26 protein-coding genes are annotated in these 21,910 nt (G+C 63.4%); 9 read left to right on the plus strand and 17 right to left on the minus strand.

Going from position 1 to position 21,910, the window contains the following annotated elements:
• Window positions 1-13: 13 nt before the first annotated feature.
• Window positions 14-229 carry a hypothetical protein gene (locus tag QM467_RS00745; RefSeq protein ID WP_283364367.1) on the minus strand — a complete coding sequence of 72 codons (216 nt, stop codon included), beginning with the start codon at window positions 227-229 and terminating at the stop codon, window positions 14-16.
• Here QM467_RS00745 and QM467_RS00750 point away from each other — a divergent pair.
• The 7 genes from QM467_RS00750 to QM467_RS00780 all read left to right on the plus strand — a co-directional run bounded on the left by QM467_RS00750 (window position 228) and on the right by QM467_RS00780 (window position 7,220).
• Window positions 228-1,730 (plus strand): toluene monooxygenase, encoded by a 1,503-nt coding sequence (locus tag QM467_RS00750; protein ID WP_283364368.1) that lies wholly within the window; start codon window positions 228-230, stop codon window positions 1,728-1,730. The two genes, QM467_RS00745 and QM467_RS00750, sit on opposite strands and share 2 nt — an antisense overlap.
• A gap of 92 nt (window positions 1,731-1,822) precedes the next feature.
• Window positions 1,823-2,083, plus strand: a complete 261-nt coding sequence (locus QM467_RS00755) for a toluene-4-monooxygenase system B family protein (RefSeq protein WP_283364369.1) — start codon at window positions 1,823-1,825, stop codon at window positions 2,081-2,083.
• Between the two features lie 7 nt (window positions 2,084-2,090).
• Entirely contained in the window at window positions 2,091-2,426 is a 336-nt protein-coding gene (locus tag QM467_RS00760) for a Rieske 2Fe-2S domain-containing protein (RefSeq protein WP_283364370.1), read from the plus strand.
• 23 nt (window positions 2,427-2,449) lie between these two features.
• The gene (locus QM467_RS00765; protein ID WP_283364371.1) at window positions 2,450-2,764 is read left to right on the plus strand and encodes an MmoB/DmpM family protein; all 315 of its coding nucleotides are present in this window, start codon (window positions 2,450-2,452) and stop codon (window positions 2,762-2,764) included.
• Between the two features lie 111 nt (window positions 2,765-2,875).
• Complete coding sequence (locus QM467_RS00770; protein WP_283364372.1) at window positions 2,876-3,862, plus strand: aromatic/alkene monooxygenase hydroxylase subunit beta; 987 nt, start codon at window positions 2,876-2,878, stop codon at window positions 3,860-3,862.
• A gap of 13 nt (window positions 3,863-3,875) precedes the next feature.
• Window positions 3,876-4,877 carry a 2Fe-2S iron-sulfur cluster binding domain-containing protein gene (locus QM467_RS00775; protein ID WP_283364373.1) on the plus strand — a complete coding sequence of 334 codons (1,002 nt, stop codon included), beginning with the start codon at window positions 3,876-3,878 and terminating at the stop codon, window positions 4,875-4,877.
• A 567-nt stretch (window positions 4,878-5,444) separates the two neighbouring features.
• Entirely contained in the window at window positions 5,445-7,220 is a 1,776-nt protein-coding gene (locus QM467_RS00780; protein ID WP_283364374.1) for a sigma-54-dependent Fis family transcriptional regulator, read from the plus strand.
• 75 nt (window positions 7,221-7,295) lie between these two features.
• On the opposite strand, the gene hpaI is transcribed toward QM467_RS00780, so the two are convergent.
• Window positions 7,296-8,087: a 4-hydroxy-2-oxoheptanedioate aldolase gene (gene hpaI, locus QM467_RS00785; protein ID WP_342395091.1), complete on the minus strand. Its 792-nt coding sequence runs from the start codon at window positions 8,085-8,087 to the stop codon at window positions 7,296-7,298.
• 171 nt (window positions 8,088-8,258) lie between these two features.
• On the opposite strand from hpaI, the gene QM467_RS00790 reads away from it, so the two are divergent.
• Window positions 8,259-9,092 carry an alpha/beta fold hydrolase gene (locus QM467_RS00790; protein WP_283364376.1) on the plus strand — a complete coding sequence of 278 codons (834 nt, stop codon included), beginning with the start codon at window positions 8,259-8,261 and terminating at the stop codon, window positions 9,090-9,092.
• 49 nt (window positions 9,093-9,141) lie between these two features.
• Window positions 9,142-9,936, plus strand: coding sequence for an SDR family NAD(P)-dependent oxidoreductase (locus QM467_RS00795; protein WP_283364377.1), 795 nt, complete (start codon window positions 9,142-9,144; stop codon window positions 9,934-9,936).
• A 12-nt stretch (window positions 9,937-9,948) separates the two neighbouring features.
• On the opposite strand, the gene QM467_RS00800 is transcribed toward QM467_RS00795, so the two are convergent.
• The 15 genes from QM467_RS00800 to QM467_RS00870 form a co-directional block, all read right to left on the minus strand.
• Window positions 9,949-10,356: a GFA family protein gene (locus tag QM467_RS00800; RefSeq protein WP_283364378.1), complete on the minus strand. Its 408-nt coding sequence runs from the start codon at window positions 10,354-10,356 to the stop codon at window positions 9,949-9,951.
• A gap of 49 nt (window positions 10,357-10,405) precedes the next feature.
• A complete protein-coding gene (locus QM467_RS00805; protein WP_283364379.1) occupies window positions 10,406-10,591 on the minus strand; it encodes a 2-hydroxymuconate tautomerase in 186 nt (61 codons plus the stop codon).
• Window positions 10,567-11,358 carry a 2-keto-4-pentenoate hydratase gene (locus tag QM467_RS00810; protein WP_283364380.1) on the minus strand — a complete coding sequence of 264 codons (792 nt, stop codon included), beginning with the start codon at window positions 11,356-11,358 and terminating at the stop codon, window positions 10,567-10,569. The genes QM467_RS00805 and QM467_RS00810 overlap by 25 nt, the downstream gene beginning before the upstream one ends.
• Window positions 11,355-12,398 carry a 4-hydroxy-2-oxovalerate aldolase gene (gene dmpG, locus QM467_RS00815; RefSeq protein WP_283364381.1) on the minus strand — a complete coding sequence of 348 codons (1,044 nt, stop codon included), beginning with the start codon at window positions 12,396-12,398 and terminating at the stop codon, window positions 11,355-11,357. Before dmpG ends, QM467_RS00810 begins: the two co-directional genes overlap by 4 nt.
• Window positions 12,398-13,339: an acetaldehyde dehydrogenase (acetylating) gene (locus tag QM467_RS00820; protein ID WP_446737707.1), complete on the minus strand. Its 942-nt coding sequence runs from the start codon at window positions 13,337-13,339 to the stop codon at window positions 12,398-12,400. The genes dmpG and QM467_RS00820 overlap by 1 nt, the downstream gene beginning before the upstream one ends.
• Before the next feature lie 3 nt (window positions 13,340-13,342).
• On the minus strand, window positions 13,343-14,131 hold the full coding sequence (locus tag QM467_RS00825) for a 2-keto-4-pentenoate hydratase (RefSeq protein ID WP_283364383.1): 789 nt from the start codon (window positions 14,129-14,131) through the stop codon (window positions 13,343-13,345).
• A gap of 36 nt (window positions 14,132-14,167) precedes the next feature.
• A complete protein-coding gene (locus QM467_RS00830) occupies window positions 14,168-15,679 on the minus strand; it encodes a 2-hydroxymuconic semialdehyde dehydrogenase (RefSeq protein ID WP_283364384.1) in 1,512 nt (503 codons plus the stop codon).
• A 146-nt stretch (window positions 15,680-15,825) separates the two neighbouring features.
• A complete protein-coding gene (locus QM467_RS00835) occupies window positions 15,826-16,248 on the minus strand; it encodes a GlcG/HbpS family heme-binding protein (RefSeq protein ID WP_283364385.1) in 423 nt (140 codons plus the stop codon).
• 13 nt (window positions 16,249-16,261) lie between these two features.
• Window positions 16,262-17,182: a catechol 2,3-dioxygenase gene (locus tag QM467_RS00840; RefSeq protein WP_283364386.1), complete on the minus strand. Its 921-nt coding sequence runs from the start codon at window positions 17,180-17,182 to the stop codon at window positions 16,262-16,264.
• Window positions 17,173-17,547 carry a 2Fe-2S iron-sulfur cluster-binding protein gene (locus tag QM467_RS00845; protein ID WP_283364387.1) on the minus strand — a complete coding sequence of 125 codons (375 nt, stop codon included), beginning with the start codon at window positions 17,545-17,547 and terminating at the stop codon, window positions 17,173-17,175. Before QM467_RS00845 ends, QM467_RS00840 begins: the two co-directional genes overlap by 10 nt.
• 1 nt (window position 17,548) lies before the next feature.
• Window positions 17,549-18,613: an NADH:ubiquinone reductase (Na(+)-transporting) subunit F gene (locus QM467_RS00850; protein WP_283364388.1), complete on the minus strand. Its 1,065-nt coding sequence runs from the start codon at window positions 18,611-18,613 to the stop codon at window positions 17,549-17,551.
• A gap of 24 nt (window positions 18,614-18,637) precedes the next feature.
• On the minus strand, window positions 18,638-19,006 hold the full coding sequence (locus QM467_RS00855; protein WP_283364389.1) for a phenol hydroxylase subunit P4: 369 nt from the start codon (window positions 19,004-19,006) through the stop codon (window positions 18,638-18,640).
• A gap of 67 nt (window positions 19,007-19,073) precedes the next feature.
• Window positions 19,074-20,588, minus strand: a complete 1,515-nt coding sequence (locus QM467_RS00860) for an aromatic/alkene/methane monooxygenase hydroxylase/oxygenase subunit alpha (protein ID WP_283364390.1) — start codon at window positions 20,586-20,588, stop codon at window positions 19,074-19,076.
• A gap of 17 nt (window positions 20,589-20,605) precedes the next feature.
• Entirely contained in the window at window positions 20,606-20,878 is a 273-nt protein-coding gene (locus QM467_RS00865) for an MmoB/DmpM family protein (RefSeq protein WP_283364391.1), read from the minus strand.
• Between the two features lie 24 nt (window positions 20,879-20,902).
• Window positions 20,903-21,895 carry an aromatic/alkene monooxygenase hydroxylase subunit beta gene (locus QM467_RS00870; RefSeq protein ID WP_283364392.1) on the minus strand — a complete coding sequence of 331 codons (993 nt, stop codon included), beginning with the start codon at window positions 21,893-21,895 and terminating at the stop codon, window positions 20,903-20,905.
• Between the last annotated feature and the right edge of the window lie 15 nt (window positions 21,896-21,910).

Here is a 21,910-nt window from a genome sequence, read left to right on the forward strand (position 1 = left end):
AAATCCGGTTTGATCAAACCGTCGAGTGTTGCGGACGAGAAAGCATTTGCACCGCAGCATTCCATTTTTTTGAAACAACGATTCCCCTAGAGGAAATAACCGAGAGGCCGAATTGTTGCGGTGCAGCGAATTTGTCCGCCAGACTGCTGGCGCCAACCTTGCGATGAATGCTGCGTGAAGCGCGCTCCGAATGCGCGCCGCCAACAACATCGTTACAGGGAAACGTCATGGCATTGCTTGACCGCGCCGAATGGTACGACATCGCTCGCGCCACGAACTGGACGCCGAAATATGTCTCCCAAGCGGAGCTTTTTCCAGACCTCATGACCGGCGCGCAGGGCGTGCCGATGGAGAAATGGGAAGTCTACGACGAGCCGTACAAGACTTCCTATCCGGAATATGTGCGCATCCAGCGCGAAAAGGACGCCGGCGCCTATTCGGTGAAGGCCGCGCTCGAGCGCAGCCGCATTTTCGAAGACGCCGATCCGGGCTGGCGTTCGATTCTCAAGTCCCATTACGGCGCTATCGCGCTTGGCGAATATGCCGCCATGAGCGCCGAAGCCCGCATGGTGCGTTTCGGCCAGGCGCCCGGCATGCGCAACATGGCGACCTTCGGCATGATGGACGAGAACCGTCACGCGCAGATCCAGCTGTTCTTCCCGCATGAATATTGCCCGAAGGACCGCCAGTTCGACTGGGCGCACAAGGCCTATCACACCAATGAATGGGCGGCGATCGCGGCGCGCCACGCCTTCGACGACCTGTTCATGTCGCGCAGCGCCACCGACATCGCCGTCATGCTGACCTTCGCGTTTGAAACGGGCTTCACCAACATGCAGTTCCTCGGCCTCGCCGCCGATGCGGCTGAAACCGGCGACTTCACCTTCGCCAGCCTGATTTCGAGCATCCAGACCGACGAGTCGCGTCACGCCCAGATCGGCGGACCGGCGCTGCAGGTGCTGATCGCCAATGGCCGCAAGGCTGAAGCGCAGAGGCTGGTCGATATCGCCATCGCCCGCGCCTGGCGGATCTTCTGCATCCTGACCGGCCCGTCGATGGACTACAACACGCCGCTCGAACACCGGAAGCAGAGCTTCAAGGAGTTCATGCAGGAGTGGATCGTCGGCCAGTTCGAGCGCAGCCTGATCGATCTTGGCCTCGATCTGCCCTGGTATTGGGAAAAGATGATCGCCGAGTTCGATTACCAGCACCACGCCTATCAGATGGGCCTGTGGTTCTGGCGCCCGACCCTGTGGTGGAATCCGGCCGCCGGCGTGACGCCCGAATGCCGCGAATGGCTCGAGGAGAAATATCCCGGCTGGAACGCCACTTTCGGCAAGTGCTGGGACGTCATCACCGACAACCTGCTCAATGGCCGCCCCGAACTGACGGCGCCGGAGACGCTGCCGATCGTCTGCAACATGAGCCAGATTCCGATCTGCGCCGTGCCCGGCGACGGCTGGAACGTGAAGGACTATCCGCTCGAACATGAGGGACGGCTCTATCACTTCAATTCCGAAATCGATCGCTGGATCTTCGAGCAGGATCCCGCCCGCTATCGCGATCATATGACCCTCGTCGATCGCTTCCTCGCCGGCAAGATCTCGCCCCCGAACCTGCTGGGCGCGCTGATCTACATGAACCTCCAGCCAGGCGAAATGGGCGACGACGCGCACGGCTATTCCTGGGTCGAGAAATTCCGCGAGCCGGCCAAAGCCGCGGCGGAATGACAGCGCGCAATGCCCGCGGACGCTCATTGCGTTCGCGGGCGGCGCCTCGCTGAACCCATTCAAAACGACAACCTTCGAGAAGGACGCCTGCAATGGCTCTGTTTCCGGTGATTTCCAACTTCCAATATGACTTCGTGCTGCAACTCCTGCCTGTCGACACCGACAACACCATGGACGAGGTCGCCGCCGCCGCCGCGCATCACTCCGTCGGACGCCGCGTCGCGCCGCGTCCCGACAAGGTGGTCCGCGTGCGCCGCCAGGGCGACGAGCAGTTCTTCCCCCGCGACGCGCGGCTCCATGAAACCGGCATCAAGCCGATGGAGACGCTTGAGTTCATTTTCTGCGACAGGTGAAAAGAACATGTCCTTCAAGCCCGCTTGCACTCTGGACGATCTGTGGGAAGGCGACATGACCGAGGTCGAGGTCGACGGCCTGCCGATCTTGCTGGTCTGGCCCGAAGGCGGAGAAATCCGCGCCTTTCAGGGCATGTGCCCGCATCAGGACATCCCGCTTTCCGAAGGCAAGTTCGATGGCCGCGTCATCATGTGCCGCGCCCATCAATGGACTTTCGACGCAAAGACGGGAGCCGGCCTCAATCCGTCGGACTGCCGCCTCGCCGAATATCCGGTCAAAGTCGAGGGCGATTCCGTCCTCGTCGCGATCGAGGGCATCAAGCCCCTGTTCGCGCACACATAAGAAAAAAACGGGAGGTACCAATCGTGACCAAGGAAAACGTTGCCGACGGCTATCGCAACAATCGGGTGGGCCCGGTCCTGCGGGCGAGTCCCATCACCGCCAGCGTCATCGAAGCGGCTGAAGAAGACAATCCCGACAAGACCATCCGCGTCGACGACAAGATCGCCTATGTCCGCATCGACTGCGATGGCGAGCTGATCCTGCGCCGCGAGACGCTCGAGCGCGCGCTCGGCCGGCCGTTCAAGATGGCGGAGCTCGAAGTCAATCTCGGCTCCTTCGCCGGCCGCATCGAGACGACGGACGACTTCGTCCGCTTCTTTTACGAGAAGACGCTCTGATTCCTCCCTCGCCGCTCGCGCGGCGAGACGCGCCAATCTTTCTCTCAACGCCCGCACTCGTCCGCGATTTCTTCGCCTTCGAGCAACGCGCCCAAATTTCGTGAGCAAGCCATGTCCGAGCCTCAAATCGCCAAGCCGCTGAAAACCTGGAGCCATCTCGCCGGCAAGCGCCGCAAGCCGAGCGAATATGAAATCGTCTCGACCAATCTGCATTTCACCACGGACAATCCGGACGCGCCGTTCGAGCTCGATCCGAACTTTCCGATGGCGCAATGGTTCAAGAAGAACCGCAACGCCAGCCCGCTCAAGCACGGCGACTGGAACGCCTTTCGCGATCCCGACGAAATCATCTACCGCACCTACAACATGCTGCAGGACGGCCATGAAAACTATGTGTTCGGCCTGTTCGACCAGTTTTCCGCGCGCGGTCACGACGCGATGCTGGAAGACGGCTGGGCGCGCCATCTCGCCCGGCTTTACACGCCGGGGCGGTACCTGATGCACACGCTGCAGATGGGTTCGGCCTATCTGTCCCAGATGGCGCCGGCCTCGACCATCTCGAACTGCGCCACCTATCAGGCCGCGGATTCATTGCGCTGGCTCACCCACACTGCCTACCGGACCGCCGAGCTGAAAAAGACCTTCGGCGACCTCGGCTTCGGGACCGGCGAACGCGGCATCTGGGAAAACGATCCGGCCTGGCAGGGCTTCCGCGAACTGGTCGAAAAGGGCCTCTGCGCCTATGACTGGGCGGAAGGCTTCGTCGCGCTGAATCTCGTCGCGCGTCCGGCGTTCGAGGAGGCGGGGCTTCGCGCCCTTGGCCAGGCGGGCCGCCACAATGGCGACACCCTGCTTGGCCTGCTGACCGACGCGCAACTGGCCGACGCCGAGCGGCATCGGCGCTGGACCGGCGCGCTGGTCAAGATGGCGCTCGAGACCGAGGGCAATCGCGAAGCGCTGCAAAACTGGCTGGCGAAATGGGCGCCGCTCGGCGACGCCGCGATCGACGCTTTTTGCGCGCATCTGCCGGATTCGCCCGGCGCCGCGCAAACCGCCCGCGAAGCCTGCGCCGCGCTGCGCCGCGGTTATGGCCTGTGATGGCAGGGGATCGATGAAACATCGCATCCAGATCGAGGGCGGAGACGGTTTCGACGTCTCCGCCGACGAGGATAGCCTGCTCCGCGGCGCCTTGCGTGCGGGAGTTGGCTTTCCCTACGAATGCGGAGTCGGCGGCTGTGGCAATTGCCGCTTTGACCTGGTTTCGGGCGAGATGGAGACGCTTTGGCCCGAAGCGCCCGGCCTTTCGGAACGGGAGCGCAAGCGTGGCAAGCGGCTCGCCTGCCAGAGCCGTCCGCTCGGCGATTGCGTCGTCCGCGTTCGCTGCGCGGACGAATATCGCCCGGTCGTCCCGACCCGGCGCCTGCAGGCGGTGCTGACCGAGCGGCGCGAAGTCGCTCCCGGCATGGCCGAGCTGACCTTCACGGCGCCCGGACCGGCGACCTTCCTGCCCGGACAATATGCCGTGTTTCACCCGCCGGGCGTCGAGGGGCCGCGCGCCTATTCGATGTCCAATCTTCCCAACGCCAATGGCGAATGGCGTTTCGTCGTGCGCCGCATGCCCGGCGGCAAGGGCAGTAACGCCATGTTCGACGCGCTCGCGCCCGGCGACGCGCTGACGATCGACGGGCCTTACGGCAACGCCTACCTGCGCGAGGACAATGAGCGCGAGGTCGTCTGCGTCGGCGGCGGGTCCGGCGTTGGGCCGGTCGTCTCGGTCGCCCGCGCGGCGCTGAAGCTCGGCCGGGAGAAGGGCGTGCATATATTCGAGGGGGCGCGCACGCGCGCCGATCTCTGCGTCCCGGCCCTGCTCACGGAGAGGGAAATGGCGGCGCTGAACTATATCCCGGTGCTGTCGTCGGAACCCGAGGACAGCGGCTGGAGCGGCGCGCGCGGGTTCGTCCATGCGCAGGTCGAACAGTCTCTGCAGCTTCCCGTCGAGCATCACGAATTTTATTTCGCCGGGCCGCCGCCGATGATCGAGGCTATGCAGGATCTGCTCGTGATGCGCTGGAAGGCGCCGCATGCGCAAATCCATTTCGACAAATTCTTCTGACGCCTGAAAGCTGTCGGAGAAGGGGTGAAACAATCGGATCGAGAGCGATGTCCGCGAGGACGTCGCTCTCTTTTTTTGCGTCGCGCGGGCGCCGGCCCGCCCGGATGCAATCGTTATTATGATATAATATCGACAATTATCTTGACCCGAGGCACGGCTGCTGTTACGAAAAAGGGCGGTGGCGATGCGTAAAAATAAAAGCATTCCAGCCACCGGGGGAGCGATCTAAAATTGGTAAGAGGCCAGCGGTCCTTCGTCGGGCGGGCGTGGGGGAAGCGTTTGCCCGCGCCAGTCGTTGAGTCTGGACGCGGCTATCAGGCCTCCTTCCGCAACCGCGAGTCGATTAGCTGATCGTCGAACCTGGGATTCCGCCCGAAATGACCCACGTCAAGCCGACTCCGTGACGCGTCGGCGACAATGTGAGGCAATCTTTCGATCCGACCGGCGTGGCCTCGCCGTAGATCGACGCACAATTGGGAAGCGTCTGGATAACAAAGTCGAAGACAGCTGAACCAGGCGAGCCGCCAGCGGCAAGAGCGATGGCAATTGCGAAGGGAGGACGGCAAAATGGGCGCCAATTTCTTGAAAAGACCGGTGCTGAAATCTGTCCCGACGGGACGCGCCGTCGCCTCCGCCGTGGCCGAACACGCCGACTGTTGCGCCATCCGCGTGCCCCAAATCCACGATCTCGCCAACCGCCTCCGCTTCGCCCCCGAACAGGGCCGCATCTGGCTGGATGACCAGAGGATGATGCTGATGCATGTGAGTTCGCTGGGCGCCCTTCGCGAGGAGTTGATCGGCAGCCTGGGCAAGGAGGCCGCGCGCGGCGTCATCACGCGCATCGGCTACCAGGCCGGCGCGCGCGACGCCGAAATGGCCAAAAAACTGCGCTCCTCTTCCAGCACCTACGAACATTTCCTCGCCGGGCCGCAACTGGTCTCGCTTGAGGGGATCGTGCATTGCGAACCGATCGCCCTCGACATCGATGTCGGCAGCGGCCGCTACTTTGGCGATTTCGCCCTGATCGACTGCGCCGAGGCTGAAGCCCATGTGGCCTCTTTCGGCATTGGCGAGGAATCGTCCTGCTGGATGCTGGTCGGCTATGCCTGCGGTTACACCAGCACCTTCATGGGCCGGCCCATCCTCTGGCGCGAAGTCGAGTGCCGCGCCATGGGGCATGACCGGTGCCGCGTGGTTGGCCGCCCCGTCGAGGAATGGGGCGACGACGCGCGCGAGGACCTCCGCTTTCTGCAAATTGGCGACTTCGTCAAATGGACGCCCGCGCCGCCCAACCAGCCGCCCGTCACCGCCCGTCTTGCGGCGCGCCTCGCGGGTCAGGAGAACAGTTTCGGGATGGTCGGCATATCGAGCGGCTTCAACAATGTCTGCCATCTCGTCAAGAAGGTCGCGCCGACCGAAGCGACCGTGCTTTTCCTCGGCGAAAGTGGCGTCGGCAAGGAGATTTTTTCGCATAACCTGCACCGGCTGAGCAACCGGGCGAAGGGACCGTTCATTGCGGTCAACTGCGCCGCCATTCCCGAGCAATTGACGGAATCGGAGCTTTTCGGCGTCGAGAAGGGCGGTTTCACCGGGGCGACAGTCTCGCGGCCCGGGCGCTTCGAGCGCGCGCATGGCGGAACCCTGTTCCTCGATGAAATCGGCACCTTGAGCTACACCGCGCAGGGCAAGCTGCTGCGCGCCTTGCAGGAGGGCGAAATCGAGCGGGTCGGCGATTCAAGGGTGCGCAAGGTCGATGTCCGCGTGATCGCGGCGACCAATGTCAATCTGCGCGATGCGGTCAAGGACGGCTCCTTCCGCGAGGATCTGTTCTACCGGCTGAATGTCTTTCCCATTCGCGTGCCGCCCTTGCGCGACCGCCGCGACGACATTCCGCTGCTGATGAACTGGTTCATGCAGCGCTCCTGCAAGAAGAATGGCAAGACCATCACCGGTTTTCGCGAGCGCGCGGTCGACGCTTTGATCAATTACAGTTGGCCCGGCAATGTGCGCGAGATGGAGAATCTGATCGAGCGCGCCGTCATTCTTGCCGACGACGGCGGCGCGCTGGACATCTGCCATCTCTTCACGACCGGCGAGGAACTGAATTCGACGACCTTCATCGTGCAGAAGAACGGCGCGCTGGGACCCGCGGCCGATATGATCGAGACCGACGCGCCGACCGCCGAAGGCGGATTGCCGAAGCTGGCCGACACCGAGGCGCGCATGCTGCGGCTGGCGCTTGCGGAAGCCAATGGCAATCTTTCGCTCGCCGCGCGCCTGCTCAGCATCAGCCGGCCCACGCTCGCCTATCGCCTGCGCAAGCACAAGATCGCCGTGGAGTGACTTTTTTCGGCGGGCGCCAAGCGCCCGCTGCGGTCAATCAAGCGCCCGCTGTTGTCGATCAAGCGTCCGCCGCTTTCAATAAGGCGACGGCGCTTCGGGCGCCGCCGAGTCCGGCTTGAAGCGCCGCGCCAGCGCCTGGGTGGCCTGCACCAGCAGCAGCACATCGACCCCGACGGCGACAAATTGCGCGCCCTGGGCCAGATAGGCCGAGGCCGTCGCCTCATCCGTCGCCAGCAATCCCGGGGCCTTCCCGCTCGCGAGAATGGCGGCGATCGCCCTTTCCATCGCCGCCACGACCTCCGGATGCTGCGGCTGGCCGATATGGCCGAGCGACGCGGAGAGATCGGGCGCGCCGAGAAAGATCCCGTCCACGCCCTCGATCGCGGCGATGCGCTCCAAATTTTCGAGCCCGGTCCGGGTCTCCACCTGCAACAGCAGGCAGACCTGATCATTGGCCTGATCGAGATAATGGGCGATGCGGCCCCAGCGCGCCGCCCGCGCTATGCCCGCGCCGACGCCGCGAAATCCCTGCGGCGCGTAGCGCGTCGCGCGCACCAGCATTTCCGCCTGTTCCGGCGTTTCGACCATCGGAATGAGCAGGCTCTGCGCGCCGATGTCGAGCATCTGCTTGATCAGGACCGGGTCGCCCGTCGGCGGCCGCACCACGGCGTGGGTGGCGTAGGGCGCGACGGATTGCAGCTGCGCCAGCATGGTGCGCAGGTCGAGCGGCGAATGCTCGCCATCGAGCAAGAGCCAGTCGAAACCAGATCCGGCGCAGATTTCGGCGCTATAGGAATCGGCCATGGCGAGCCAGAGGCCGATCTGCTTCTGCCTGTTCTGCAGCGCCATCTTGAAGCGGTTGGTCATGAATTCGGACGTCAATTGAACGCCTCCCGGAAAATTTGAAGGGGACGCCTTCGCGCCGCGCAGCATTTCCTATAATATCGATATTTTTTCATTTCCACGATAATATGAATCGCATACACTAAATCATGAAATCACGAGACTCTCGTCTCGCCACCACCCGGGAGCAGGATCATGAACGCCGCAAATCCGGAAATCGCGCTACGGACGCGCGCCGCCGGCATCGACACAAATTATCACGATCAGGGCTCCGGGTTTCCGGTGCTGTTCATCCATGGGTCGGGGCCGGGCGTCAGCGCCTGGGCCAATTGGCGGCTGGTCCTTCCCGAAATCGCCAAATCCAATCGCGTCATCGCCCCGGATATGGTCGGCTTCGGCTTCACCGAACGTCCTGAAGGCGCGACCTATGACATCGACACATGGGTCGCCCAGGCCATCGGCCTGCTCGATGCGCTCGGCCTGCCCAAGGCGCATATCGTCGGCAATTCCTTCGGCGGCGCGATCGCTCTGGCTCTGGCGATCCGGCATCCCGAGCGCGTCGAGCGTCTCGTGCTGATGGGCAGCGTCGGCGTTCCCTTTCCGATCACGCCCGGCCTCGACGCGGTCTGGGGCTATCAGCCCTCGTTCGAGAACATGCGCGCGCTGCTCGACATTTTCGCCTTCAGCCGCGAGTTGGTGAACGACGAGCTGGCCCAGCTGCGCTACAGCGCCAGCATCCGTCCGGGTTTTCAGGAGAGCTTTTCGGCCATGTTCCCGGCGCCACGCCAGCGTTGGGTCGATGCGATGGCCAGCCGCGAGTCCGACATTCGCAACCTGCCGCATGAGACGCTCATCATTCACGGCCGCGACGACAAGGTGATCCCGCTGTCAAACTCCCTCACGCTGCTCGAATGGATCGACCGTTCGCAACTACACGTCTTCAGCCGGTGCGGACACTGGGTGCAGATCGAACATTCGCAGCGTTTTTCGCAATTGCTCGCGGGCTTTTTCGCAGAAACCAGCTCCTGATCGATCCGCTATAAACGCGAGTGCGCCTTTCAAAGCAGGGGAGAGCGGAATGAACATCGATCTGACAGGCAAGAGGGCGGTCGTCACGGGCTCGACCTCCGGCATCGGCTTCGCCATTGCGCAAGGTCTGGCCGTATCCGGCGCGCGCGTCATCCTGAATGGACGCAAGGACGACGGCGTACGCGCAGCGGTCGCCAAATTGCTTCAAAGCACGCCCGGCGCCGACGTGTCCGGCGTCACGGCCGATCTTGCGACCGCGGAGGGCGTCGCCAAATTCCTCGCTGAAGTCGGCGACGCCGATATACTGGTCAATAATCTCGGGATTTTCGAACCCAAGCCTTTCCTCGACATTGCCGACGCCGACTGGCTGCGCTTCTTCGAAACCAATGTGATGAGCGGCGTGCGCATGTCGCGCGCCTTTCTCCCCAGGATGCTGGCGAAAAACTGGGGGAGGATCGTTTTCATCTCAAGCGAGTCTGCGCTCAATATCCCGCCTGAAATGGTCCATTACGGCATGACCAAGACGGCGCAGCTCGCGATTTCGCGCGGCCTGGCGGAAATGACGGCGGGATCGGGCGTCACGGTCAATTCTGTTTTGCCGGGTCCGACCCGCTCCGAAGGCGTGGCAGATTTTTTTGCGAAAATGGCGGCTGATGAAGGCATATCGCAGCCCGAGATGGAAGCGCGCTTCATCGCCGAGCATCGGCCAAGCTCACTGCTGCGCCGCCTCGCCAGCGTCGAGGAAGTCGCCAATATGGTCGTCTATGTCTGCTCGCCGGAAGCCTCCGCCACCAATGGCGCGGCGCTGCGAGTCGATGGCGGCGTGGTCAAGTCCATCGCTTGAGTCGTCGTCGGTTCAGCCCGGCGCCTTGGCGAAATTGGCGGTGTCGCAGGCGAGCGGCGCCCAGTTCTGACGGGAGTCGCAGTAGATCTGCAGGGTTGGCTTGAGCCAGCTGGTGTCGTCGAAACAGCCGGCCTTGACGATGGCGGCGCCGGGCATCGCCTCGGCCTCCGTCCAGATCGGCGATCCGCATTCCGCGCAGAACCAGCGGTCGACCGCGAGGTTGCTGTCGCCCTTGTCGGCGAATTTCTTCAGCGGGCCGGTGACGGTGAATTTTTCACGCGGCGAAATCGCGACGATCGAAAAGGCCGAGGCCGTTGATTTCTGGCAATGCGTGCAATGGCAAATCGCCACGGTCGGCTGATCGTCGTCGAGCGTGAAATGCGATTTGCCGCACAGGCAGCTTCCGGAGCGTCGTGTCATGCGTTCCTCCCAAAACCGTCGATGATGAAGCCGCCTGCGGCGAGCCGCGCTATTTTTTTGACTTCGCCACGCCGGCGACGGAAAAATGCAGCGGCGGCACTTCGCGGATGATGATGCGGATCGCCTCTTTCGGCGCGTCGATCGCCTCGTGAATGGCGTCGGCGACCTTGGCGTGGAGCCGCTCCTTGGCCTCGTCGGAGCGGCCTTCGATCAATGTGATTTCGACAATGGGCATGATTGCTCCGCGACGTTGATCGAGACCGAACCGAGATTCTGCATGACCGTGCGCACATGCTGGCCGACGCTCAGCGGATGCGCGGCGGTGGCGCCTCCGGCGAGAACGATCCAGCCGGGCTTGAGGCCGCCGATGCTGGCCGCCGCGCGCGCCGCCGCGACCAGCGAACGGATCGGGTGGCCGAGGATCGCCGCTGTCGAGCCGATCTGGACGGCGCGGCCGTCGACTTCCACCACGATGCCGAGATTGCAGAAGTCCTGGTCCGGGCGCCCCCAGTTGCCGACGACGAAGCCGGACGATGAGGAATTGTCGGCGATCACGTCGGGCAGGGCGAACTTGAAATTCTCATAGCGCGAATCGATGATCTCCATCGCCGGGGCGATGGCCTCGACCGCGCTCAGGGCTTCCGCCGCCGAAACTTCGCCGCTCAATTCGCGCTTCATCAGGAAGGCGAGTTCCGGCTCTATGCGCGGATGGACATAGCGCTTCTTCGACAAAGAACCGCCTTCCTCCAGCCGCATCGCGTCGGTGAGACGGCCCCAGATCACTTCATCGACGCCGACCTGAATCATCTTGGCGCGGGAGGTGAGTCCCATCTTCACGCCGACCAGGCGCTCGCCGCGTAAAAATCGGCGCTCCAGCGACAGGGCCTGAATGGCGTAGGCGGCATCGACGTCGAGCGGCGCGCTCGCGGTGAATTGCGGGATGGCGGTAGCGGTGCGCGCCGCCTCGTCGACGATTTCGGCGAATTTCGCAAACTGGATCATTGCGCCGCCGCCTCCGCTTCGCGCGCTTTCAGAAGATCCAGCGCGACATCGACGATCATGTCTTCCTGTCCGCCGACCATCCGGCGCTTGCCAAGCTCGGTGAGAATATCGCGCGCGTCAACGCCATAGATCTTCGAGGCGTTTTCGGCGTGGCGCAGGAAGCTCGAATAGACGCCGGAATAGCCGAGCGACAGGCTTTCGCGGTCGACCCGCACCGGGCGGTCCTGCAAGGGACGCACGAGATCGTCGGCGGCGTCCATCAGCATGTGCAGGTCGCAGCCCGTTTCGATCCCCATGCGGTCCAGCACGGCGATCAGCGCCTCCAGCGGGGCGTTGCCCGCGCCGGCGCCCATGCCGGCGAGCGAGGCGTCGACGCGCACCGCGCCCGCTTCAATGCCGGCCACAGCGTTGGCCACGCCGAGCGTCAGATTGTGATGGGTGTGGACGCCGATTTCCGTCTCGGGCTTCAGCGCGCCGCGCACCGCCTTGACCCGTTCGGAATATTGGTTCGGGAGCAAGGCGCCAGCGGAATCGGTGACATAGACGCATTCCGCGCCATAGCTTTCCATCAGCAGCGCCTGCTCGACCAGCTTTTCGGCCGGAATCATATGGGCCATCATCAGGAAGCCGACCGTGTCCATGCCGAGCTTGCGGCCCGCCTCGATATGCTGGCGCGAGACGTCGGCCTCGGTGCAATGGGTGGCGACGCGCACGCTGCGCGCGCCGGCCTCGTGCATGCGCTTCAGGTCATGGACCGTGCCGATGCCCGGAATGAGCAGCACGGTGGGCGCCGCATGGGAGCATTCCCCGGCGACGGCGGCGATCCATTCAGCGTCGTCATGCGCGCCGAAGCCGTAATTGAAGGTCGAGCCGGTAATGCCGTCGCCATGGCAGATTTCGATGGCGTCGACGCCGGCGCGGTCCAGCGCGCGGGCGACAGCGCGCACCGTGTCGAGGTTGTAGGAGTGACGGATGGAATGCATGCCGTCGCGCAGGGTCACGTCCTGGATATAGAGCTTGTTCGGATTCGCGCGGGCCATCATGCGGCCTCCTTCTGCAACTGTTTGGCGGCCCAATGGTCGGCGGAGACCAGGGCCGCGGAGGTCATGATGTCGAGATTGCCGGCATAGGCGGGCAAATAATGCGCCGCGCCTTCGACCTCGAGCATGATGGTGGTCTTCAGGCCCGAGCACAGGCCGACGCCGGGAATGCGCACCGGCGCGTTGTCGCCGATGTTCTCGAACTGCACCTTCTGCTTCAGGCGGTAGCCCGGCACATATTTCTGGACGGCGGCGACCATGTCGAGAATGGACTGCTCGATGGCTTCGCGCGAGCCGCCCTGCGACAAGGTGAACACGGTGTCGCGCATGATCAGCGGCGGCTCGGCCGGGTTGAGAATGATGATGGCCTTGCCATGTTCAGCGCCGCCAAGTTTCTTGATGGCGCTCGACGTGGTTTCGGTGAATTCGTCGATATTGGCGCGCGTGCCGGGGCCGGCGGATTTCGACGAGATCGAGGCGACGATCTCGCCCCAGATCACCCGGTCAGTCGCGCGGCGCACCGCGTGAACCATCGGGATCGTCGCCTGGCCGCCGCAGGTGACCATGTTGACATTGGGCTCGTCGATGTTGGCGTCGCCATTGATCGCCGGAATGGTGAAGGGTCCGATCGCCGCCGGCGTCAGGTCGATGACCTTCTTGCCGTCCTTCTGCAGGATGGCGTTGTTGTGGATATGGGCGCCGGCCGAAGTGGCGTCGAAGACGATCTGGATGTCGCCGTAATTGGGCAGCTTGCGGAGGCCGTCGATGCCCTCATGGGTCACCGGGACGCCGAGCCGCGCGGCCCGCGCCAGTCCGTCCGACTTGGGATCGATGCCGACCATCGCGCCCATTTCGAGGTTTTTCGACATGCGCATGATCTTGATCATCAGATCGGTGCCGATATTGCCCGAACCGATGATCGCGCAGGGAATTTTCGCCATCATTCACTCCTTCGCGAAAGCTGCGCGCACGGAGCCGAGGCCCTCGATCCGCGCTTCAAAAACATCGCCCCATTTGACCGGCGCCATGGGACCGAGCGCGCCCGACAACACCGTGTCGCCTGCCTTGAGCGGACGCCCGACCCGGGCCATGGTCTTCGCCAGCCACAGCATGGCGGAGAAGGGATCGCCGAGGCAGGCCGCGCCTGCGCCGACGGAAACCGGCTCGCCCGCGCTTTCCATCACCATGCCGGCCGAGCGCAGATCGAGATCCTCGAGTTTCTTCGGCGTCGCGCCGAGGACGTAAAGGCCCGAGGAAGCGTTGTCGGCGATGGTGTCGAGAATGCCGATCTTCCAGTCGGCGATGCGCGAATCCACGATTTCGATCGCGGGCAAGGCAAACGCCGTTGCGCGTAAAACGTCGGCGACGGTGAGGCGTTCGTGATCGAGATCGCGCTCGAGCACGAAGGCGACTTCCGCCTCGACCTTGGGCTGGATCAGCTGCTTGCGCCCGATTTCCCAGCCGTCGGGGATCGCCATGTCGTCGAACAGCATGCCGTAATCGGGCTGAGCGACGCCGAGCTGCTTCTGCACGGCGAGAGAGGTCAGGCCGATCTTGCGTCCGACGAGACGGCGGCCTTCGGCGAGCCAGCGACCGGTATTGACCTCCTGCGCCGCATAGGCCTGATCGATCGCCCCTTCGGGCAGGAGATCCCGCACCGGCGCGCTTGGCTTGCCGCTGTGATGGGCTTCGAAGATCTTGTCCGCGACCTGTTTTATCGCTTGGTCCGACACAATGGCGTCCTTCCTGAGGGGTTCAGATTTCCGCGGTCAAAGCTTGACGCAGACATTGGTGAGTTCGGTGTAGAACTCCAGCGAATGCAGGCCGCCCTCGCGGCCGATGCCGGATTGCTTGGCGCCGCCGAAGGCGGTGCGCAGGTCGCGCAGGAACCAGGAGTTCACCCAGCAGATGCCGACATCCATTTTCGCCGCGACGCGATGGGCGCGGGAGACATTCTCGGTCCACACCGCCGCGGCCAGACCATAGGGCGTGGAATTGGCCAGCCGGATCGCCTCTTCTTCCGTGTCGAAGGGGCGGATGTGGCAGCAGGGGCCAAAAATCTCTTCATTGACCACAATGGCGTCGTCGGAGAGGCCGGTCCAGATCGTCGGCTCGACCCAGGCGCCCTGCGCGAGGTCGCCGGGCATGTCCGGGACGCCGCCGCCCGTCACCAGAGTCGCGCCCTGGTCAAGCGCCTTCTGGTAATAGGAGAGCACCTTCTGGCGATGCTCCTGGCTCACCAGCGGGCCGAGATTGGTTGTGGGGTCTTCCGGGCGACCGAGCTTCAGGCTCTCGGCGCCGGCCTTCAGCCGCGCGACAAAGGCGTCGAAGATCGGGCGCTCGACATAGACGCGCTCGGTGCCGAGGCAAACCTGTCCGCAATTGGCGAAGGCCGAACGCATCGTCCCTTCGATCGCCTTGTCGAGATCGCAATCGGCGAAGACGATCGCGGGATTTTTGCCGCCGAGCTCGAAGGAGACCTGCCTGATGCCATGCGCCGCCTGGCGCATGATCGCCTCGCCGGTGCGGGTCTCGCCGGTGAAGGTGATGCCGTTGACCAGCGGATGCTGGGTCAGGAACTCGCCGGCGGAATTGGGGCCAAGGCCATGAACGACATTATAGACGCCCTTGGGCACGCCGACCTTGTTCATGACCTCGCCGAGCAGCGTCGCGGTCAGCGGCGTTTCTTCCGACGGCTTGACGATGACGGTATTGCCGCAGGCCAGCGCCGGGCCGACCTTCCAGGTCATCAGCAGCAGCGGCAGGTTCCATGGCGAGATGACGGCGATCACGCCCTTGGGGCGGCGCAGGCCGTAATTGAGCGCGCTCTTGCCGTCCGGGGTGTCGAGGATGAAGGTCTCGGTCGAGACATTCTTCACCGTGTCGGCGAACATCTTGAAATTGGCGGCGCCACGCGGAATGTCGATATGCGAGGCGAGGCCATAGGGCTTGCCGGTGTCGAGACATTCGGCGGCGAGGAATTCGTCGAAGCGGGCGTTGATCTCGTCGGCCACCGCCGCGAGCAGATCGGTGCGTTGGGCCACGGTCATCTTGCCCCAGGGGCCTTCGAGCGCCGCGCGAGCCGCGCGCACGGCCGCGTCGACCTCCGCCTGGCCGCCTTCCGGCACGCGGCCGATCAGGCTGTTGTCGAGCGGCGAGCGGTTCTCCCAGCTCTTAGCCGTCGACCCTTGCGTGAAAACGCCGTCAATGAAATGCGCGGCGTCGCGTCGCGCCGTATCGACCCCCGCACGGGCGTGCTTATGCAGAGCCTGAACCGACATGCCTCTCTCCCTTCAGCTGTTTTGGCGCGTCCACCCTGCTTCAGCAGCGTCTCGGACGTTCATGCCATCGAATATATCGCTATTCAATCAAAATATCGATTTTATGCCATGTCAGTCGGATTTCTACCCGGCCGAATGCGCCGTCTTTAAAGACCGAGCGCGGCCAGACCGGCCCGCGCGCAATCCCGGTCTTCGTCCTCCGAACCGCCGGAAACGCCGATGGCGCCGATGATTGCGCCATCCACGACAATCGGAATGCCGCCCGCGAACAGGACCACGCCCGGCCGCAGCGCTATGCCCTGATGCAAAGTCGCGTTTGCGCTCAAGGCCTGGCTCAGCGCCTCCGTGGGGGCGCCGAAAACGGCGGCGGTATAGGCCTTGTCCTGCGCGATGCCGATGGAGGGCTTGAACGCTCCGTCCGCCCGCAGCAGGGCCACCAGATCGCCGCTCGAATCGACCACGGCCGCGACCACCGCCTTGTCGATGGCGCCGCCATAGGCGACCGCCGCTTCGACAGCGGCATGGGCCGCATGAGCGCAGATGGAGGAACGTGTGATGGCAATCTGCATGGCGCGCATGTCCTCAGGTCACCACGGACAGGAAGGCCGGGTTGAGCTGGCGCTCATAGTAGAAGATGCCCTTGCCGATCTGGGTTTCGTCCCAGGTGCGGGTCGGAAGATCCGGGTAATAGGTGTAGCCGCCCGCGAACACTTCGTTGCGGTTGCCCGAGGGGTCGAAGAAATAGATCGTCTGGCCGCGCGTGATGCCGTGGCGGGTCGGGCCGATGTCGATCGAGATGTCGTAGCGGGTGATGATATCCGCCGCGTGGCCGACCGCCTGCCAGTTCTCCAGATCGAATGAGAGATGGTGCAGCTTGCCGGGCTCCGGATGCTTCACGAAGGCGATGTCATGCGCTTTCATGCCGGCGGTCAGCCAGATTGCCAGCAGGCCGTCGGGCATATCGACGCGCTCGGCGCATTTGAAGTCCAGAACCGTGGTGAAGAAGTCGAGAACCTTCTCGATTTCCGGCCCATAGAACAGCGCGTGATCGAAGCGGCGCGCGGCCATGCCGTGCGGCTCCAGATTCCAGATGTCGGGATTGTGGATCGGCGGCTTGGGATCGGACAATTCCGCTTGGGCGAATAATTCGATGCGGTGGCCGGAGGCGATGGTGAAGCCGATGCGGCGGCCGACGCCCGGCTGCTCGCCGGCGGCGACATGGTCAACCGCGTAGCCGTAATCCTTGACGCGCTTCTCGAAGGAATCGAGATCGGAATCGGCGGCCACCTTGAAGGCGATGAAATCGACGCCGGCCTGTTCGGCGCGACGCAGGATGATCGAATGGTGATCGAACTCTTCCGCCGATTTCAGATAGACGCGGCCGTCGGCGCCCTCGGTGACCTGATGCAACCCGACGCGCCTGGTGTAATGCTCGACCGCCGCCGGCATGTCGAGCACACGAACCTGGATAAAGCCGGGACGTAGAACGCCTGTCATGGCCATGATGTTTCCTCCTCAGACAACTGCGCCGCTTTGCGGCATTTTTCCTTGATGACGACCGGCGTCTCCAGCCGCATCGAAAGTGCTGACCGCGGATAGATGCAGCAAGCGAGCACAAGGCCCGAGGCTTCCTCTTCGGCCGATACATGCGCGCGGCTCATCGGATCCGCGTGAAAATCTCCCTGCGTCACGCGCACGCGGCAGACGCCGCATCCGCCGCGCCGGCAGCCGACCGGCAGCTTCAGGGGCAGGTCCTTCAGCTGACCGAACCCTTGCGCGCGCTCTAGCGCCACCAGCACGCGCTCATGCGGGAAGCCCGACGCGAGGCCATGTCCTTCCAGCGTGATCGTGAACTTCTCGCCCGCCATCTCACAGCCTCTTGAACACGGGGCTTTTCGGCTTCTCGGCGCAATCCTTCGCCGTCAGGAAGCGTTCGGTGAAAATGTGCTTTTCGAACAGGCGGCCCTGCATCAGCGTGGCGATGCAGGCTTCGATCATCGGCGGCGGACCGCACAGATAGGCGGTGTTTCCGGCGAACATCCCGCCATGGACCCGCTTGGCGACGTCATGGACGAAGCCGCGCTCGCCCTGCCAGTCGCTCGCCTCGGGCTCCTGCGACAGCGCGGGAACGTAGCGGAAATTCGCATGGGCCCTGGCCAGCGCCTCGAACTCATCGCGCCCGTAGAGATCGGCCTGGGCGCGCACGCCGTGGACGAGCGTGATCGGCTCGGCATAGCCTTCTTCGAGAAGGTCGAGGATCATCGCGCGCGGGCTCGAGACGCCGGTGCCGCCGGCGAGAAACAGCAAGGGGCCGCCGCGCGACTTGCGCACAAGAAAGCGCCCGTAGGGACCGCTGATGGCGAGGCGTTCGCCGAGCTTCAGTTTTTCATGAATATAGCCGGTGCCCGCGCCGTCTGGCACGCGGCGGATCTGCAATTCAACATGCAAGCCGTCGCTCGGGGCGTTGGCGATCGAAAAGGCGCGCGAGCCTTCGACGCCCGGCAGGACGAGATTCACATATTGCCCGGCCTGAAAATCGATCGGCCCGTCTTCCAGCGCCAGCAGCACGCCCTTGACGTCATGGGTGAGATCTTCGAGTCCGACCACGGTCCCGACGAAATCGCGCACATTGATGCGGCGCGCGTCGGGGTCATCCTCGACATCAGCCTCGATCGTCACGTCGCTGACGAGCGTCGCCGTGCAGGCGAGAACGAATCCGTCTTCGCGCTCGAAATCCATCAGCGCGAAATTCGACGCCGCCCCATGATCGATTTCGCCATCCGTCACCTGGGTCTTGCAGGTGCCGCACAGGCCATGGCCGCAGGCGTGCGGGAGATAGACCCCGGCGCGCAGGCAGGCGTCGAGGATGGTCTGGCCCTCCTCGACCTCGATCGTGTCGCCCAAGGGTTCGATGGTGAGTTGATGCGCGGACATTTTCGCTCTCCCTCGCGCCCAGGCTTAGCTGGCGGAGCCCTTGTAGCCGCCGAGGCCGGGCGTCCAGAAACGCACCAGCGACTTGTGGCGAAGCCCGTTTTCCTCAAGCGATTTCGAGAAATCCGGAACCTTCTTCTCGCCGTCGATCATCCACACGACCTGCGTCCAGTCGATCTTTTCGGCGTCCGGATGGGCGGCGTAATGCGGCTTGACCACCGCTTCGACAAAGGCGCCGAACGGCATGGCCGGCGGCAGGGGAAAGGCGATCGCCGAACAAAAGGCGAGATGCTGTTCCCAATGGACATAGACCAGGCGATTGCCGTGAAAATTCTTTTCGGCGTCGCGATATTCGATCTGACTTTCATAGCCCGGCGCAAGCGTGAGGACGGCCATGTTCCACTCCCGATTTTTCTTTTGAGAGGCGCGGCCAAGATCGCCGCGCCGTCGATGTTTGATGAAATCAGCCGGCTGCTTCGGCCGCTTTCGCGTGCCATTCGTTCCAGAGCTTTTCGTCGGGAGAGCCGGCGTAATCCATGTTGTCCGCACCGTTGTTCATCCGGTACCAGTTCAACACGTCCGGCACGGTCGGGCCGCCGCAATTGCCCTGGAAGATCTGGTGCACGGGCAGCCAGCTCTGGGCGTATTTCTCGGGCTCGTCGTCGAAGATGTCTTTGCAGCCGTCCGAGCAGAAATGGTACGTCTCGCCCTTGAATTGCGTCTCGCGGAAGCAGATCGTGGTCGGGTCGCCCGGCTCGGTATAGGCCATCGGAATCTGGCAGACCTGGCAGAGTTGCGGCAGCGCCATGTTGTAGAAGCGCTTGCCCTCTTTTTCCGCCTGCGCCCACATCTCCCAGCGCGGGCGATAATATTTGTCGAAGGTGTTGGGATATTTCTCCGACAGCCAGTCGAGATGCTCGCGGTCCGGCATCCAGGTGTGGAAGCCCGCGGCGTGGGTATATTGATAGAACACCGCCCAGTTCTGATGCGAGATATGCTCGGCGGCTTCCGTCGCCACGTCGGCATATTTCGGAACCTTGATCCCGTAGCGGGCAAGGTCCTGAAACAGCGAGCCGCCGCCTTCGGTGAAATAGATTTCCCAGGCTTCCTTCCAGGACATCACCTTCTTCGGCAGCATGTAGTCCATCATCATGGCGACGAGGCCGAGGACGCGGAAGCCGCGCCAGAACCATTTGTCGACCCATTTCTGCACGATCGGCAGATTGTCGGGATGCTGTTCGAGCAGGAACTTGATGACCTCGATGCCGAGCGTCATGTGGCGGCTCTCATCCGACTGCGCCGAGAAGCCGAAGGTGACGGTGGACATGTCGCCATTATAGGCCGCGCCCGACATGAAGGGCACGAACAGCAGGTTGGTCAGCACATATTCGAAGGCGAAGCCGATCGCGATCATGAATTCGAACGGGCCGGCGGCGCGGGCGTCGTCGAAGAAGCTCTTCGGCACCGAGAGATACCACACGCGATCATGCATGTGGGGGAACTCGGACAGGCCGTCGAAATATTTGTTGTACTGGCTGATCGTGTGAATCTGCGTCTGGACGTGACGCAATTCGTCGAGCGACTGCATTTGCGCCGCGACGCGCGGACCAGCGCCGCGCAAATGCCGGCCCGTGAAGGCGAAGCCGCGATGCGCCTGATATTCGAGCGGCGACACGCCGGTCAGGAACAGCTTCAGCGTGTTGATGTAGCGCCCGTCGGAGACGCTGGCCTGGCCGTTGTTCTGCGCGAAGGCGTCGAGCACGGCGTAGAGCTTGCGCTCCTTCTCGGCCTGGAATTTCCAGTAGGCGTCCATGGTCAGGCGGAAGGGATCCTCCCAGGCCGACCAGTCCTTGATCTTGATTCCCTCGAACTGGTCATAGGGAAACACCTTGTCCATCGGCTGATAGGTCGTTTCCCAATCGAGGCCGCGGGTCATATGGGCGTAGCGCTGCTTCAGCCCGAGTTTCTTGGCAGTCATGATATCCTCCCGGCCACTCAATGGCGCCAGCTGACGGTGAATTGGTCGTCGTCTTCGTCGAGATGGCCCGCCATCGAAATGATGACGAGATGCATCTCCTGCGGATCCCAGGTCCGTCCGAGCCGCTCCTCGACGGAGGCGCGGTTGATCACCAGCGGGCCATCGGAATCGAGCTTCACGCAGCCGGGCAAGTTCATCACGCGCACGCCGGGATTGTCGGCGAGAATGGCTTCGATGATCGGTCGGGCGTCGTCATTGTGGTAAAGTGTGAGCGATGCGATTTGCGCCATTGCGACGTTCCTCCGTCCTGTTTCCTAGAGCGCGAGGCCGAGCGAAAGGGCGCGCTTGCGCGTCGCTTCGCCGGCGGCTTCCGCCACAGCGCCATTGTCGCCGAGCAGCGACGCGGACAAGGGTTTCGCCGCCTCGACCGCGCGGTCGATCCACAGCTTGGCCCACTGCGAGACCAGCGCCTTGTTTTCGGGGCTTTCCGCTGCGACCGTCTTGATGACGGAATCGCTCCAGCGGCTTTCCTCGGCGCGCCAGTCGGTCATGAATTCCGTCAGCATGGCGACGGTGACGCCGGCCTCCTGCCAGGCCGCATCGGCGTGTTTGTAGACGAGGTCGAGGATGACGCCGTTCACAGCCAGCGTCTGCGCGACAAAGAGCTGGAACCAGTCGCGCTCGACGAAACTGTCTTCGATCAGCTTGCGCACACCCTGCCAGGCGGGGTTGTTCAGCCAGGTCTCCTTGGCCATGTCGAGGCTCACGCCGGTCTGACCGTCAAGCGCCAGACCGATGCGGCTGACGATCTGGGCCATGCCGAGATGATCCATCGCCGAGAAAATACAGGGAGCCGTGACCGCCGTGCCATAACCCCGCTGGCAGATCTCCGTCATGTTCATGTTCGCGCCCCAGTGCAGATGGCGCAGGGGCAGCAGACCGTGCTCGATCTGCGAGCGGGCGTCGTCGGACAGTTTGGCGATCAGCCCGCGCTCGTCCGCGAAGGCAAAGCTGCGCTCCACCGACTGGTTCATGTTGGCGCGGGCGATATTATAGGTGGCGTAATAGAACTGGCGCGGATCGAGCGGCTTGTACCAGTCTTCCATCACGACAGCAGTCTTGCGCGCGTCGAAATGCCAGAACTCCGGCTCCCATTGCGGCTTGTAATGAAAATTGACCGTCGGCTGGACGTCGAGCGTCGCTTCGAGATAGCGCGAGGCCGGCTTGTCGGCGCCCAGGCGGCGCGCGACATGGCCGAACGTCTGGCGCTTGGGCTCGTACTCGATCGTTTTGATTTGCACGCTCATTGATTTCTTCCCTCC

This window comes from Rhodoblastus sp. 17X3 (genome assembly GCF_030056575.1).
In the GTDB taxonomy this organism is placed as follows: domain Bacteria; phylum Pseudomonadota; class Alphaproteobacteria; order Rhizobiales; family Beijerinckiaceae; genus Rhodoblastus.